The following is a 14,431-nucleotide window of genomic DNA, read 5'->3' on the forward strand; positions in this document are numbered from 1 at the left end:
GTTGTACCCCGAGCGGGCGCGTCAACTCACCTGAACCACATACCAAGTCCGGCAACACGCCCCGAACACGCCGGGGCACTGGATGGTTCGGGCTCGGATTACGGAGCGGCGATCGTCCAGGGGTCGGTGCGCAGGGTGCAGATGCGGGTTTCGAGGTCGGGCAGGGCGGTTCGGACTGCTGTCTGCGCCTGTGCGCACCAAGGGAATTCGGTGGCCCAGTGCGCGGCATCGATCACGGCGGGGCCGCCGCTGCGCAGGTGTTCGTCGACCGGATGGTGGCGCAGGTCGGAGGTGACGTAGGCGTCGACACCGAGGCGGGCGACCGTATTCAGATAGGAGTCGCCCGCGCCGCCGCACACCGCGACGGTCTGGATCGTTCGGTCCGGATCACCGGCCGCACGGACGCCCCAGGTGGTGGCTGGCAACGCGGCGGCGACCCGAGAGGTGAACTCGCGCAAGGACTCCGGTTCGGGCAGGGTGCCGACTCGACCGATGCCGAGCCCGGATGGCAACGCCGCGCGCTCGGTGACGTGATAGGCGGGATCCTCGTAGGGATGGGCCGAACGCAGCGCCGCCAGCACAGCGGTGCGCGCCGAGGGCGGTGCGATCACTTCGAGGCGATCCTCGTCGACCTGCTGCAACTCCCCGATCGCGCCGATCGCCGGATTCGCCCCTGTCGTCGGACGAAACTGCCCGACTCCCGGCACCCGCAAAGCACAGTCCCGATAGGTTCCGCTGCCACCGGCACCGGCTGCGAACAGCGCCGCCAGCACCGCATCCGCATGCGAACGCGGCACCTGGACCACCCAATTGTCGACGGCGGCTCGCGGTTTCGAATCCAAAGGTCCGGTGACGGTGAGACCGAGCACATCGGCCAGCGCATCGGAAACTCCCGGATCAGCGGAGTCCGCATTGGTATGCGCCGCGAACAACGCACACCCGGACCGGATGAGCCGATGCAGCAGAGCGCCTTTGGGCGTATCGGCGGCGACGGTGTCGACCCCGCGCAACAGCAGCGGATGGTGCACCACCAAGGCCTGCGCCCGCCAGTCGATGGCCTCATCCACCACGGCGGCAGTGGCATCCACCGCGAACAGCACCCGAGTCACCTCATCACCCGGGTCGCCGCACACCAACCCCACCGAATCCCACGACTCCGCCAACCTCGGCGGATATGCCGCGTCGAGCACCTCGATGAGATCCGCCAGCGTCGTCACCATCCGCCTACCTCCATATCCCGATTTCCGCCCGCACCAAGATCACCTGCCATCATCCGACGGCCCGGGACAAGCGCCCGATCCGTTTCGCTCGCACGGGGCGGACATACCGAAGGACAACCCGTCTGGGCCGACATCAAACTCCTGCCGCGCGAATCCCGGCGACCAACCGATCGACCTCGGCGGGACCGCGGACCGCGACGCGCAGGTAATCCGCTCCGAGGCCCGGGAAGGTGTCTGCGCGGCGGACCGCGATTCCCTGGTCTGCCAGATGCTTTCGCAGGAGCTCACCGTCCGGCACGCGCAGCAGCAGGAATGGCCCGGCGGCGGGGGTGTGTACGTGTATGCCCAGAGCGGTCAGTCGTTCGATCATCGAGTCGCGTTCGGCGGCGATCGTGTGTGCTCGCTGTTGTCCCGCGGCGACCGCATCCGGCTCGGCGGTCGCGATGATCGCTTCCAGTTGCAGCGTGCCGAGCGGCCAGTGCGCGCGGCCGTGATTCAGGCGGGCCAGCAGTTCGGGTGCGCCGAGGAAGTAGCCGCAGCGCAGACCCGCCAGGGCCCAGGTTTTGGTGAGGCTGCGCAGAACGAGGATGTCCGGTCCGGCGGCAGCGGCCAGTGACTGCGGTTCGCCGGGAATCGCATCGGCGAAGGCCTCGTCGACCACGATGATCCGTCCCGGTCGGCGCAGCGCACGGATGGTGTCGGCGGGGTGCAGGACCGAGGTGGGGTTGGTCGGGTTGCCCAGCACTACCAGGTCGGCCGCGGCGGGGACGAGCACCGGGTCGAGGGCGTACGGCGGGTCGAGTACGACGCGGGTCACCGGGATATCGGCCTCGCGCAGCGACAGTTCGGGTTCGGTGAACGAGGGGTGCAGCACCGCGGCCAGTCGCGGCGCGAGTCGGGGCAGCATCGCGAAACCCTCGGCCGCGCCCGCCAGCAGCAACACTTCGTCGGTGCTGCGTCCGTGGCGAGCCGCGACCGCGGTGCGTGCGGCGAGTTCGTCGGCCGCGCTCGGATATCGGCCGAGGTCGTCGAGTCGCGCGGCCAGTCGGTTGCGCAACCGGTCCGGCGGCGCACCGCCCTGCACATTCACCGCGAAGTCGAGCATGCCGGGGCGCGCATCGACGTCACCGTGATGACGCAATTTCGCGTGCTCGACACTCTCCGCTGACACGAGAAAACACCCTACGTGGCGATCCATCGGGACGACCGGCCAGAATGGCTGTCGTGGGTGAGTTGCACGTGTCGTTCGTCTGTACCGGCAACATTTGTCGATCGCCGATGGCGGAGAAGATGTTCGCGGTACAGCTGTACCGCGAGGGGCTCGCCGACCGCGTGCGGGTCAGCAGCGCGGGCACCGACGGCTGGCATGCCGGGGAGGACGCCGACACCCGCACCAATGCCACGCTGCGCCGCCACGGCTATCCAACCGGTCACGTCGCCGCGAAATTCGGCAACCAGCACCGCGACGCCGACCTGCTGGTCGCCCTCGACTCCGGCCACGAACGCCGCCTCGCCACCCTCGGCATCCCATCGGATCGCCGCCGCCTACTCCGCAGCTTCGACCCCGCTGCCGACGCCCTCGACGTCCCCGACCCGTACTACGGCGACACCGCCGACTTCGACTTGGTCCACGATCAGATCGCGGCCGCCATCCCTGGGCTGTTGGACTGGGTTCGTGCCGCCCTCGACGCACGCACCGGCGACACGGACCAAGCCACGGAGCCGGGCGATGCCATTCGCTCGGCCCACACCGACGCATCCCGAGACGTCGTCGCGTCCACGGACGGCTCCCTCGCTGTCGAAGAGCCCGGCCACAAATCAGACCAATCAGTCTCTTACGAACCCGTCCCCGACGGAAGCCTGTGATGCGCCGACTGACCTTCCTGCTGCGCCCGAGTTGGCTGATCCTGGCCGTCCTCGTGGCGGCCTTCGCCTACCTCTGCTTCACCGTGCTCGCCCCGTGGCAGCTCGGCAAGAACACCACCACCTCGCACCGCAACCAACTGATCGCCGATTCGGTGGACGCCGCCCCGATCGATATCGCCACCGTCCTGGACGACCAGAGCACCGATTCGCACGCCGAATGGCGACGGGTCACGGCGACCGGCAGCTATATGCCGAACTCGACCGTGCTGGTCCGCCTGCGCCACCTCGACGGCGCGCCCGGCTACTCGGTGCTGGCCACCTTCAAACTCGACGACGGCCGGATCCTGCTCGTCGATCGCGGTCTCGTCGCGGCCGTGGACGGCTCCCGCCCACCGCAGATTCCGGACGCGCCCGCCGGACCGCAGAAGATCGAGGCGCGCATCCGGATGTCCGAGGGCGTCACCCCCGGTAAGGACCCGATGGTCCAGGACGGCTACCGCCAGGTGTATTCGGTGGACACCACACAGGAGATGACCGTCCTGCAGGCGCCCCTTACCGTCATCGCCACCGGCGAACGCGGTGGCTACCTGCAGCTCAGCGAAAACCAGCCCGGCGCCTTCACCCCCACCCCCCTCCCGCAACTCGACGCGGGCCCCTACCTCTCCTACGGCCTGCAATGGCTGGCCTTCGGCATCATGGCTCCCCTCGGCCTCGGCTACTTCGTCTACGCCGAGATCCGCGAGCGCCGCAAGGGAAAGGCCACCGCTACCCCGCAACCCGCCGCGACCGAAACCCCAAGCCCTGCACCGGCATCCAGCAACGAGCAACGCCTTGCCGACCGCTACGGCGGTACTCGCTGAGCACTAGCCGCGCACGGCTGGGACGAGGTCCCGGGGAGCAGATCCTCGGTCGGCTGGCCGGAGGACTTCTCACGGCCGATTTCGCCAAGCGAAAGTGCATGCGGCGAGCCGAGTCAGCGACGCAGAATTGCCCAGAGCGCAGCGGTCAGGACCGCCCCGACCTGGATAGCCTCCGACATACGTACAGCGCGACGAAGATCTGCCACCTGGGGCGCAGGGCCGTCGCCGAGGCTGGGACGCAGTTCGACGCCATGGCGGTACTGAGTCCGCCCGCCGAGGCGGACACCGAGCGCACCTGCCATCGTGGCCTCGACGACCCCGGCATTGGGGCTGGGGTGTTCAGACGCATCTCGTCGCCACGCGTGCAGGGCGTCGGCCGGATGACCGCCCACGGCAGAGGCCAGGACGGCGGTGAGCATGCCGGTGACGCGCGCGGGCAACAGATTCGCCAGATCGTCGACACGAGCGGCGGCCCAACCGAAGCGGAGGTACCGCTCGTTGCGGTAGCCGATCATCGCGTCCAAGGTGTTGATCGCGCGATACCCGAGCAAACCCGGCGTACCGGCGATCGCACCCCACACCAGCGGCGCGACCGTCGCGTCCGAGGTGTTCTCGGCAATGGATTCCAATGCGGCACGGGCCAATCCGTCCGCATCGAGCACCTCCGGATCCCGCCCGCACAGCGACGGCAGCAGCGCTCGCGCACCCGCCACATCACCGGCCTCTAGCCGGTCGGCCATCTCCCGACCAGCGCGCACCAGGCTGCGCCCGCCGAGCACCGTCCACGTCGCCAGCGTGGTCGCGACTACCCCACCGCGCCGTAGCCCGAACCCGAACGCCGTTGTCGCACCGACCAACACCAGTTCGTGCACGACCCCCGCCGAACGCCGATCGGCGTAGGTAACCCGCTCCAGCGCAGTTGCCGCCGTACCGAATCCGGCCACCGGATGCCATCGGCGTGGATCACCGAATACCCGGTCGAGGGCGAACCCGAGCACCAACCCGGCCGCCGTGGAAGTCCCCGTCTGCACTCGGCGAGGGTAGCCGGTCGCCACCTCCCGACCACGCCCGCGCCCGGCGCACGAGTCCGCCCCACGGGCGCTCGCATCATCAACCGATACGTACCGCGATTACGACCGATGCCCTGTGCGCCCTCGGTGCCGAGCGCGGAATTGTCCCGAGAGCGCTGCGCTGCCGATCGCTGCTCGACCCGCCTACTTGCTCGGAGGGCGGTGATGTCACACTCGCTAGCCCTGCGTCGTCATCAGGGTGACGGACGCATAAGCTCGCCCCTGACGGGGCCGTACGACCGAACGGCGAGACCAGTGACTGCAGACCACTCCTGCGAACCCAGCGACCAGGCCGAGTTGGCTCGGCGTTTCGAGGAGCACCGCCCGTATCTGCGCAGGCTCGCCTACAGCACGCTCGGCAGTCTCACCGATGCCGACGACGTGGTGCAGGAGGCGTGGCTGCGGCTGCAGCGCCAGTACGAGGCCGGGACCGCGGGCGAGATCGAGAATCTGCGGGCCTGGCTCTCCACGGTCACCGGGCGGCTGGCCCTCGATCAGCTCGGTTCGGCCCGCGCCCGGCGCGAGCAGTATGTCGGTGAATGGTTGCCGGAGCCCGAGGTCACCACCTGGGACGATCCGGCCGACCGGATCACCCAGGACGAGCGCGTCACCACGGCGCTGCTGGTCGTACTGGAATCCCTCTCCCCCGCCGAGCGCACCGCCTTCGTGCTGCAGGATGTGTTCGGTATGAGCGGTCCCGAGGTCGCCGAGGTCGTCGGGCGTACGCCCGCGGCCGTGCGTCAGCTCGCCTCGCGCGCACGCAAGCGCGTCGAGGACGGCACGCCCCGCTTCCCGGCCTCACCCGACGAACAGGAGAAGGTCGTCTCGGCCTTCGCGGTCGCCTGGCGCTCGGGTGACCTGAGCGCGCTGCTCGGCGTGCTCGACGCCAATGTCAGCCTGACCGCCGACGGCGGCGGCAAGGTCCCCGCTATCCGCCAGCCCGTGCGCGGCGCCGAACTCATCGCGAAGATGCTGCTCGGCTGGTACCACGCACCGTCCACGGCGGGCGCGTGGGGCCGCGCGGTCCTGGTCAACGGCGCGCCCGGTCTGGTCGTCTTCGACGGCACCCACACCGGCGTCTTCTCCTTCACCATCGACAACGGCCGCATCGTCGCGATCAATGTCGTCCGCAACCCGGACAAGTTGCACGACCTCCCCACCGAAGGCGCCCCCGACTGGTACCTCGGCCCGAACGCCGAATAACCCACGCGGCCTGCACATTTCGATGTGCGGGCCGCTGTCCGCTAAGCGGGCGCTCGGTCCACGGGCGCTGCTCGCTCGATATCGGTCCCGGATCGATTGCGCCGCAACATGATGAGCCGGACACCGCGAGCGAGAAGAACACCCGCGCCCGCCAACGCGGCAATGCCGAGAAATGCCACGAGACCAGGCCAGACGTAGGTCACCTGGAGAAAAGTCGGTGCTCGGCCGCGGAAGACCAGACCGGCGAGCTGTGGTAGCGCGACGAGGATCGGGATCGGGGCGAGATAGGGCAATTGGCGCAAGGCGATCAGCCAGCTGGGCCGGGTGGTCTGCCGATCGGCCCAGCGGCGCGATCGCACCAGGCAGAGCACACCGAGAGCGAGCGTCGCGAGGGTAAGCAGTGCCATGCCCCAGTCGGCGTAGATGCCCCACGGGCGGTGCACATCCGGTGACTCGCCCTGGGTCAGCTCGACCAAGCCCTGCGCGATGATCCTGGGATCGTCCTCGAGCGCCAAGCCGGTATCGGCTATGACAGCGATCCCGTATCCGGTGTCGGACACCAGGACCTGTGCGGCGGTGTAGGTGAACCAGTCACCGTAGTGCACGATCTGATCGGATTGTTCGCGCTGCCAACCCATTCCGTACTCGTCGTCGCCGACTCCCGAGGGTGTGTGCATCTCGGTCACCGCCGCCGCGGACACCACCCGGTGCCCGTCCGGTGCCACGCCACCATTGTTCTGGGTGATCAGCCACGCGGCCAGATCGGCGGCCGTGGTGATCACACCGTGGCTACCACCGACGAACCAATCGGGCTCGGCAACCGGTATCGCGAAGCCATATGCCCGAATGTATCCGTGCGTCACATCCTCGGCCTCGCGCGGCGAATTCACCGTCGTGCTGTCGCGCATCCCGATGGGACCGAATACATTTCGCCGCATATAGTCCGCGAAAGGCTCCCCGCTGACCACTTCCACCAGCCGAGCGGCCACCTGGTAGTTCGGGTTGTGATAGTGGAATTCCGTCCCCGGATCGGCGGCCAGTTTCGCCGCATGTAGTCGCTCGACCGCCCCGGCCAGCGAATCCGCCTGCGGCCGCCGCAGATCGGGAAAAGCGGTATCCGACATCCCCGACGTCTGATTCAACAGCTCTCGCACGGTGATCCGATCACCGCGCGAATCGGCCAACCGGAAGTCGGCGAGGTACTCATGCACCGGCGCGTCGAGCCGCACCTTCCCCGCATCGACCAACTGCATCACGGCCAGCGCCGTCATGGACTTGCTCACCGAGGCGATCGGCATGCGCGACGTCGCACTGATCGCCGCACCGTTCGAATCGTGACCGTACCCCGCGACGTACACCACCCGATCCCCATGGGTAATGGCGATCGAAGCCCCCGGCAACCGTGTCCGGGAAAGGTATTCGGACATATACCGATCCACCGCCGCCGGATCGACGCCCTCCGCCGCCGGTGCCGCCACCGCGGTACCGACCGACGGCAACAGCGCCAGCAGCAATGCGATCACCACTACCCGCCGCAGGTACTCCACAGTCACCGCGTTTGCCCTTCTCATCGCGCGTCCGCGGAACCACGGTCGCACCACCTCAGCCCGCCAACCCAACCGGCTCGGGCATCGAATATCCGTGCGCCGCCGCAACCTCCGCCGACAACAGCCGCCCGTTATCCGCGGTGACCCCGTATGCGAGATCGGGATGTACCGTGCACGCCTCGCGCCACCCGTGGTCGGCGATCGCCCGCACATACGGCAGGGTGGCATTGGTGAGCGCCACGGTCGCGGTATGCGGCACCGCACCCGGCATATTCGCCACACAGTAGTACAGCGAATCAGCCACGCGGAAAGTGGGATTCGCGTGCGTCGTCGGGTGTGAACCGGCGAAGCACCCGCCCTGATCGATGGCGATATCCACCAGCACCGACCCCGGCCGCATACCGCGAACCAGTTCCTCGGACACCAGCTTCGGCGCCCGCGCGCCGGGCACCAGCACCGAACCGATGACGAGATCCGCCGCCAGCACAGCCCGTTCGACCTCGACCGTATTCGAGGCCACCGTCGAGATACGCCCTTCGAACCGCGCGTCGAGCTCGCGCAGTCGCGTCAAATTCGTATCCAGCACAGTGACTTTCGCGCCCATCCCGGCCGCGATCGCGGCCGCGTTCGTCCCCGCGACACCACCGCCGAGCACCACCACATCGGCCGGAAGCACCCCCGGTACTCCGCCGAGCAACAGCCCGGCGCCGCCGAGCGGCGCCATCAGGTGATACGCGCCGACCTGTGGGCCGAGCTTGCCCGCGACCTCGCTCATCGGTGCGAGCAGCGGCAGCGACCCGTCCGCCGCCCGCACCGTCTCATAGGCGATCGCGGTGATTCCGGACCGCAGAATCGCATCGGTGCACTCGCGTGACGCGGCCAGATGCAGATAGGTGAACAGCACCTGCTCCCGCCGCAGCCGCGGATACTCCAGGGCCATCGGCTCCTTGACCTTCAGAACCAACTCGCCCTCCCACCACACCTGCTCGGCGGCGGGCACCATCCGGGCACCCGCGGCGACATAGTCCGCATCCGAAAATCCCGAACCCACCCCCGCACCGGCCTGGATCAGCACCTCGTGCCCGTGCCGCACCAGTTCCCCGGCACCGGCCGGGGTCAGCGCCACTCGAAACTCCTGCTCCTTGACCTCCCGCGGAATTGCGATCCTCATATCGCCATCGTGGACCACCGACGGTCCCGGCGCCATGACCGCCGCGCTGAGCGCACCGCCGGTTTTCCGAGCGCGCTCACACAGCGAACGTCTCACCCAGCTTCGGAATGCGCAGCTGCGCGCCCCGCCCGGCGTACCCGAAAATCCGCTCGAGGCGCTCGAGCGTCTCACTGAAATGCGCCCATCCCTCCGCATGCACCGGCACGATCACCGCATCACCCAACGCCTCGGCGGCCTGCACCGCGGTACGGGCATTCAGCGTGAGATCGATATCGCCGAACCGGCCGACATTCGCGGCACCGGTGAACAGGATCGCGATATCGATCCGACCGATCCGCGCCACGATCTGCTCGACGACCTCGACCGAGGCATTGTCACCCGACACGTACACGGTCGGGAGCCCCTCGGCCTGCAATACGAACCCGGTGACCACGCCGGTCTGCGACTCGCACCCCTCGGGCCCGTGCAGTGCGGGTACAGCCGTCGCGCGCACCTCACCCAACGTGACGGTCTCCCAATTCGCCATTCCCCGAACACCTTCGATGCGATCGGCCGCATCCGGCGTCGACAAGACGGTCGGCACGGTCGAGAGGAATTCACGACCGGAGTGGTCCAAATTGTCGTCGTGCTGGTCGTGCGACAGCAGCACGACGTCCACCGGCCCCACCTGGTCCACCGAAACGGCGGGGCCGGTGAGCTTGTGCAGCGTGATCGGGCCGGAGTAGTCGCCCGGGGCGTCGAAGGTGGGATCGGTCAGCCAAGTCAGGGTGCCGTACCGGAAACGCAGGGTCGGCCCGCCGATGTGCAGGGCTTCGATGGTGGTGCGTGCAATCGTCTCGGTCATGGGATCAATACTTGTCGTCCCGATATTCGATCAATAGTGGCCCGTGAGCCGCTTAGCGATAAGATCAGGCCATGCGTTCCGTCGCCGCCCTGGCCTTCGACGGGGTTATCCCCTTCCACCTGTCGGTACCGACGCTGGTCTTCGGCCGGGTCGGCACCGAGGGCACACCCGACTACCGCGTCGAGGTGTGCGCCGAAAATCCCGGCACTCTGCGAACCCCGGCCGGTTTCGACATCGTCGTGCAGACCGGACTCGACGCGTTCGAGCGCGCCGACATGGTGGTGATCCCGAGCTGGCAGCGCGATATGGGCATCTCGGCGGAACTGCGCGACGCACTGCATCGAGCTCACGCCAGGGGTGCCCGGATCGTCGGCCTGTGCCTGGGTTCCTTCGCGGTGGCGGCGAGCGGTCTGGCGGACGGCCGGGAAATCACCACGCACTGGGCCGCGGCCGCCGATTTGGCCGCGACCTATCCGAACGTCCGGGTCCGCGCCGACACCCTCTGGACCGACCTCGGCGACATCGTCACCTCCGCAGGCGTCGCCGCCGCCCTCGACTGCTGCCTGCACCTGGTCCGCGACGACCTCGGCAGCCGGGCCGCCACCGAACTGGCCAGGTCGCTCGTGACCGCCCCGCACCGCAGCGGCTCCCAGGCCCAGTACATACCGGTCGCCGTACCCGAAGCCGCCGACGACGATCCGATCGAACGCGCAATGGTCTGGGCGCGAACGAATCTCGGCGAACCGATCGACCTGGACAATTGGGCTCGCATCGCGCTCATGTCGCGACGCACCTTCACCCGCCGCTTCCGCGAACGCACCGGAAACAGCCCGCAGCAATGGTTGCTGCAACAACGCGCCGACCGCGCCCGGCTGCTCCTGGAATCCACCACCGACACCATGGATCGCATTGCCGCCGAGACGGGCTTCGGCACCGCGGTCAGCCTGCGCCACCACTTCCACCGCATCCTCGGCACCAGCCCGGCCGCGCACCGCGCGCTGTTCTCGGGCACACCGGTCCCGGCGGAGTAGCAGCTCCAGCTGTGTTCGCCCACCCCGTCGGCTCCGCCGCTTTCCGTCCCCTTATGTTTTCGGCATGAGGATCGAGGTAAGCGGACATACGCCCGAAATCGACGAAACCGCGTGGATCGCACCGAACGCCACCGTAATCGGACGCGTGCAACTCGCCGCCGAGGTGAGCATCTGGTACAGCGCGGTACTGCGCGGTGACCTCGAGGCGATCAGCGTCGGCGCGCGCACCAATATTCAGGACGGGTGCGTACTGCACGCCGACCCCGGCTTCCCGCTCATCGTCGGCACCGGAGTTTCGGTGGGACATAATGCGATCCTGCACGGCTGCACCGTCGGCGACGATGTGCTCGTCGGCATGGGCGCCACGGTGCTCAATGGCGCGGTCATCGGCGCGGGCAGTCTGATCGCCGCCAATGCCCTGATTCCGGAGGGTGCGCAGATTCCGCCCGGCTCGCTGGTCGCGGGGGTGCCCGGCAAGGTGCGTCGCGAGTTGAGCGAGGCCGAACAGGACGGGATCCGAATCAATAGCGCTGTGTACCTGCACAACATGGCCAACCACCGAGACGCGAAACAGGTGTGAGACAGAGCACACTGATCAATTGACCAAACTAAATCGCTGATAGCATTCTGCCAGCGTGCCCGGTATGCCGGGGTCTCCCGCCGACACAGCTGTCGAGTGGCCTGTAGCGCGGAGGGCGAGCCCACCGGATGGTGGCCGCAGAGCGTGCAGGCAGGAGGTAACACGGTGGCGTACGTGCAGCAGAGTATGCACCGGCCGTCGGGGCGGATCAGCGTGGCCGATATCGCGGCCCAGCCGGGTGGGATCGAGGCGCTACAGCGGCGAGTGCACGAGTTGCGCTCCAGCGGGGTGGATTTCGCCGCCAATGCGATCGAAAAGGAGATGGCGGAACTGGATCTGCCGCGCACATAGTCGCGCGTCTGCCTGTTGTCGGTCGAGCTCTGGTGCCGATCCGCGGTCGAACCGCCGCGACCCGGTGAAATAATGAACGGCACGCACCCGCACCGTCGCGACGCCCAGACACCATCGGCGTCCCGAGCCGATTCGACTGGAGCTTCGATGCCGACCGTTCCGCCCATCCTCCAGCGCATCCTGGAAAAGCCCGTCAGCGACGGTGAGAAGCTGCTGGAGAGCGCGCTGTCGGCGTTCCTGGACTTCGGCATCAAACGCACCAGCATGGGCGAGATCGCCCGGCGCGCCGGAATCAGCCCGGCCACCCTGTACCGCCGCTTCGAATCGAAGAACGATCTGGTCGAGGCGGTCAGCGTGCGCGAGGCGCAGCGTTTCGTCGCCGAGATCGATAAGCGGGTGCAGAAGGTCGACGGCGTCGAGGAACAGCTGATCGAGATCTTCGTCGCGGTCATCACCGAGATCGCGGGCAACGAGTTGTTGCGGCGACTGCTGCGCACCGAACCCGATCTCATCCTGCCCCGACTGACCACGGAGGCCGGACCGATCATCGCGGTCGGGCGCACCTATCTGGCGGAGAAACTGCGCGAACTCCGCAGCGGTGCGGATGACGATTTCGACTTCGAACTCGTCGCCGAGATCATGGCGCGGCTGGCCCTGTCGCTGGCATTGACGCCCGACGGGCTCATTCCGATCGATGATGTGGCGGCGGGTCGAGATTTCGCGCGACGCACGTTGCTGCCGATGGTCGGTGTCCGGGCCACCGCATAACTCAACGCATTTCGAACATACGGGTGCCGAAGGCCGCCGCCACCCATTCATCGAGCAGGCGGAGCGAATTCGCGTCGGGCTCCCTGCCGTCGTCGATGAATTCCCGCACCAGTTCGACGACGCCACCCGCCCGCATCGTGGTCGGATCCGGCAGCGGCAGCCGCGACACATACTGGGTGATCCACCGCCGCCGACCCGAATACAGCCGATTCCCGCACACCGCATCGTAGAACCGCAGGCCCAACGCCGAATTCGCGACGCCCATCAGCAAATACGCCAATCGCTCCGCGGCGCCGTCCACGCCGAGATCGGCCAGCGATATCCAATAGCAATCCCCGTTCACCACCGCTCCGGACCGATCCAGGGCGAATCGCGGCCGCTCGCTGATGTCGGGAAAGACCACCTTCGGCACCCGCCACAGATGCGGCCGCTGCGGCACCCAGATCTCGAACCACTCCCTGCCGCTGTCGGTCAGATACTTCCGGCCGGCCAACGTCTCCCGATGTGACTCCAAATATGCCGCGGCCCGGGGAAATTCTCGCAGGTCAACCGGCATCCGTGCAGGTTGCGCCGGGTCGTACGGATACAGCACCTGTACGTCGCGCGCACGCGAGATCCGCCATGGATCGACATCCTGATGGGTGATCAAATCGAATAGCAACTCCCCCTCCGGGCGCGGGCGCACCTGCGCCCACCGATCGGAAATGAACACCCGGTCCGCAGTTGTCTTGATCCCCACCCGAATCCGCCCCACGGCGCCGAAGGTCCGCCAGGTCCCCGCCTCCACCTCGGCCAACCACCTGTCGACCTCCGGCCGGGACATTCGCCACGCGCCGCTGTGCCCGTCCGCGTCACAGGCAACGGATTCCGCCGCGTCCACGTCGTCATCACGACCGGAAGCGGCGACCCGCCAAGCGACTACCGGGCCCGATACCACCGGATCGCCGCGGTTTGCTCGATCACCCGTTTTCCCATCACCGGATGCCCCGCGAATCACCGCCTGATCGCCCGTCGCCAACGTACCGACCTCGACCGCGAAAGTGCGCCCAGAGTGCTCGACACAGTGACTGTGTTCGGCCGCCAGTGCCTCGAAAAGATCTGTTCCGCCGACGATTTCGGCGGCATCGACCTCGTAGGCCGAAACATAGCGGCAGACCGCGCGGGCTGCCGTCCGGGTGGCGATGGTGACCGCGGGCAGCACCGCCGCCTCGAACAACTTCGTATCACCGAGGTCGTACAGCTCGACCGGAGCCAACTCGGTGCGCAGCAGACTCCGAATATTCGCACCGGCCTTTGTAGTGAGAAACCGATTGGCACACAGCAACCCGAGCACCCCACCCGACCGCAGCAGCCGCGGCGCGACCGCGACGAACGGGTGCGTGAGATCGATCCGCCCCTGCAACCCGAACTGCTTGCTGAGCAGCTGCGCGGTCGGCCCACCCAACTGCTGGGTCCGCACATAAGGCGGATTGGTGATGATCGCATCGAACGACCCCGCCGCGATCCCCGCCGATTCGGTCAGGAAATCCCCGATATGCCACTCGATCGCGACCCCCGCGGCCGCCGCCCGTTCCCGGGCCACCGCCACCCCGGCCGCATCCAGGTCATACCCCACCAATTCCACCCGCACCCCCGGCACCAACTCCCGCGCAACCTGATCCAGCGCCAGCAGCAGCTCACCGTCCCCGCAGGCCGGATCGAGCACCCGTAGCACCCCTGCGCTCGAGGCCCGCACTCCAGCGCCCGGTGCTGCTGTGCCCCGCACCACGCCATCAGGCTTCCTGATGTCAACCGGCGGCGGCGCATGTTCGAGCAGCCGCTGCGCGAGAAAGCGCGCCAGGGCGGGTGGCGTGTAGTGCCTACCGTGCCTTTTGCGGTCGCGCGCAGCCGGCTCGCCGGGAGTCATGCCTGGGATTCTGC

13 protein-coding genes and 1 pseudogene are annotated in these 14,431 nt (G+C 67.9%); 7 read left to right on the forward strand and 7 right to left on the reverse strand.

Translation table 11 applies throughout. The annotated features are described in order from the left end of the window. Positions 1–98: 98 nt before the first annotated feature. Together ACQPZ2_RS33170 and cobC are read right to left on the reverse strand one after the other, a co-directional pair. Entirely contained in the window at positions 99–1,220 is a 1,122-nt protein-coding gene (locus ACQPZ2_RS33170) for a Nif3-like dinuclear metal center hexameric protein (protein WP_433522029.1), read from the reverse strand. 133 nt (positions 1,221–1,353) lie between these two features. After that, on the reverse strand, positions 1,354–2,418 hold the full coding sequence (gene cobC, locus ACQPZ2_RS33175) for an Rv2231c family pyridoxal phosphate-dependent protein CobC (RefSeq protein ID WP_433522030.1): 1,065 nt from the start codon (positions 2,416–2,418) through the stop codon (positions 1,354–1,356). Between the two features lie 17 nt (positions 2,419–2,435). Here cobC and ACQPZ2_RS33180 point away from each other — a divergent pair. Both ACQPZ2_RS33180 and ACQPZ2_RS33185 read left to right on the forward strand, forming a co-directional pair. Next, a pseudogene (locus ACQPZ2_RS33180) lies at positions 2,436–2,897 on the forward strand (low molecular weight protein-tyrosine-phosphatase); the annotation flags it as partial. A 188-nt stretch (positions 2,898–3,085) separates the two neighbouring features. Further along, complete coding sequence (locus ACQPZ2_RS33185) at positions 3,086–3,946, forward strand: SURF1 family cytochrome oxidase biogenesis protein (RefSeq protein WP_433522031.1); 861 nt, start codon at positions 3,086–3,088, stop codon at positions 3,944–3,946. A 113-nt stretch (positions 3,947–4,059) separates the two neighbouring features. On the opposite strand, the gene ACQPZ2_RS33190 is transcribed toward ACQPZ2_RS33185, so the two are convergent. Continuing rightward, positions 4,060–4,977 carry a cobalamin biosynthesis protein gene (locus ACQPZ2_RS33190; RefSeq protein WP_433522032.1) on the reverse strand — a complete coding sequence of 306 codons (918 nt, stop codon included), beginning with the start codon at positions 4,975–4,977 and terminating at the stop codon, positions 4,060–4,062. A gap of 294 nt (positions 4,978–5,271) precedes the next feature. Here ACQPZ2_RS33190 and sigJ point away from each other — a divergent pair, with 294 nt between their 5' ends. Beyond that, on the forward strand, positions 5,272–6,219 hold the full coding sequence (gene sigJ, locus ACQPZ2_RS33195) for an RNA polymerase sigma factor SigJ (RefSeq protein ID WP_433522033.1): 948 nt from the start codon (positions 5,272–5,274) through the stop codon (positions 6,217–6,219). Positions 6,220–6,260: 41 nt separating this feature from the next. Here sigJ and ACQPZ2_RS33200 read toward each other — a convergent pair whose 3' ends face one another. From ACQPZ2_RS33200 to ACQPZ2_RS33210, 3 genes are all read right to left on the reverse strand, one after another. Beyond that, the gene (locus ACQPZ2_RS33200) at positions 6,261–7,772 is read right to left on the reverse strand and encodes a serine hydrolase domain-containing protein (RefSeq protein ID WP_433522034.1); all 1,512 of its coding nucleotides are present in this window, start codon (positions 7,770–7,772) and stop codon (positions 6,261–6,263) included. Between the two features lie 49 nt (positions 7,773–7,821). After that, a complete protein-coding gene (ald, locus tag ACQPZ2_RS33205; protein WP_433522035.1) occupies positions 7,822–8,937 on the reverse strand; it encodes an alanine dehydrogenase in 1,116 nt (371 codons plus the stop codon). A 76-nt stretch (positions 8,938–9,013) separates the two neighbouring features. After that, positions 9,014–9,781 (reverse strand): MBL fold metallo-hydrolase, encoded by a 768-nt coding sequence (locus tag ACQPZ2_RS33210; RefSeq protein ID WP_433522036.1) that lies wholly within the window; start codon positions 9,779–9,781, stop codon positions 9,014–9,016. 71 nt (positions 9,782–9,852) lie between these two features. Between ACQPZ2_RS33210 and ACQPZ2_RS33215 the strand changes: the two genes are divergently transcribed. The 4 genes from ACQPZ2_RS33215 to ACQPZ2_RS33230 all read left to right on the forward strand — a co-directional run bounded on the left by ACQPZ2_RS33215 (position 9,853) and on the right by ACQPZ2_RS33230 (position 12,511). Beyond that, positions 9,853–10,812: a GlxA family transcriptional regulator gene (locus ACQPZ2_RS33215; protein ID WP_433522037.1), complete on the forward strand. Its 960-nt coding sequence runs from the start codon at positions 9,853–9,855 to the stop codon at positions 10,810–10,812. 64 nt (positions 10,813–10,876) lie between these two features. Next, a complete protein-coding gene (locus ACQPZ2_RS33220; protein WP_433522038.1) occupies positions 10,877–11,392 on the forward strand; it encodes a gamma carbonic anhydrase family protein in 516 nt (171 codons plus the stop codon). A gap of 165 nt (positions 11,393–11,557) precedes the next feature. Continuing rightward, positions 11,558–11,743 carry a hypothetical protein gene (locus ACQPZ2_RS33225; RefSeq protein ID WP_063040439.1) on the forward strand — a complete coding sequence of 62 codons (186 nt, stop codon included), beginning with the start codon at positions 11,558–11,560 and terminating at the stop codon, positions 11,741–11,743. Between the two features lie 147 nt (positions 11,744–11,890). After that, on the forward strand, positions 11,891–12,511 hold the full coding sequence (locus ACQPZ2_RS33230) for a TetR/AcrR family transcriptional regulator (RefSeq protein WP_387294755.1): 621 nt from the start codon (positions 11,891–11,893) through the stop codon (positions 12,509–12,511). A gap of 1 nt (position 12,512) precedes the next feature. Here the strand turns inward: ACQPZ2_RS33230 and ACQPZ2_RS33235 are convergent, their stop codons facing one another. Continuing rightward, on the reverse strand, positions 12,513–14,417 hold the full coding sequence (locus tag ACQPZ2_RS33235) for an Eco57I restriction-modification methylase domain-containing protein (RefSeq protein ID WP_433522039.1): 1,905 nt from the start codon (positions 14,415–14,417) through the stop codon (positions 12,513–12,515). Positions 14,418–14,431: the final 14 nt, after the last annotated feature.

It is taken from the genome of Nocardia pseudovaccinii (assembly GCF_050942345.1).
GTDB classification, from domain to species: Bacteria; Actinomycetota; Actinomycetes; order Mycobacteriales; family Mycobacteriaceae; genus Nocardia; species Nocardia pseudovaccinii.

Coding starts and splice junctions, on each gene's coding strand:
- ACQPZ2_RS33170 (WP_433522029.1), bottom strand. CDS start 1,220: ATGGTGACGACGCTGGCGGATCTCATCGAGGTGCTCGACGCGGCATAT.
- cobC (WP_433522030.1), bottom strand. CDS start 2,418: ATGGATCGCCACGTAGGGTGTTTTCTCGTGTCAGCGGAGAGTGTCGAG.
- ACQPZ2_RS33185 (WP_433522031.1), top strand. CDS start 3,086: ATGCGCCGACTGACCTTCCTGCTGCGCCCGAGTTGGCTGATCCTGGCC.
- ald (WP_433522035.1), bottom strand. CDS start 8,937: ATGAGGATCGCAATTCCGCGGGAGGTCAAGGAGCAGGAGTTTCGAGTG.
- ACQPZ2_RS33210 (WP_433522036.1), bottom strand. CDS start 9,781: ATGACCGAGACGATTGCACGCACCACCATCGAAGCCCTGCACATCGGC.
- ACQPZ2_RS33215 (WP_433522037.1), top strand. CDS start 9,853: ATGCGTTCCGTCGCCGCCCTGGCCTTCGACGGGGTTATCCCCTTCCAC.
- ACQPZ2_RS33220 (WP_433522038.1), top strand. CDS start 10,877: ATGAGGATCGAGGTAAGCGGACATACGCCCGAAATCGACGAAACCGCG.
- ACQPZ2_RS33230 (WP_387294755.1), top strand. CDS start 11,891: ATGCCGACCGTTCCGCCCATCCTCCAGCGCATCCTGGAAAAGCCCGTC.
- ACQPZ2_RS33235 (WP_433522039.1), bottom strand. CDS start 14,417: ATGACTCCCGGCGAGCCGGCTGCGCGCGACCGCAAAAGGCACGGTAGG.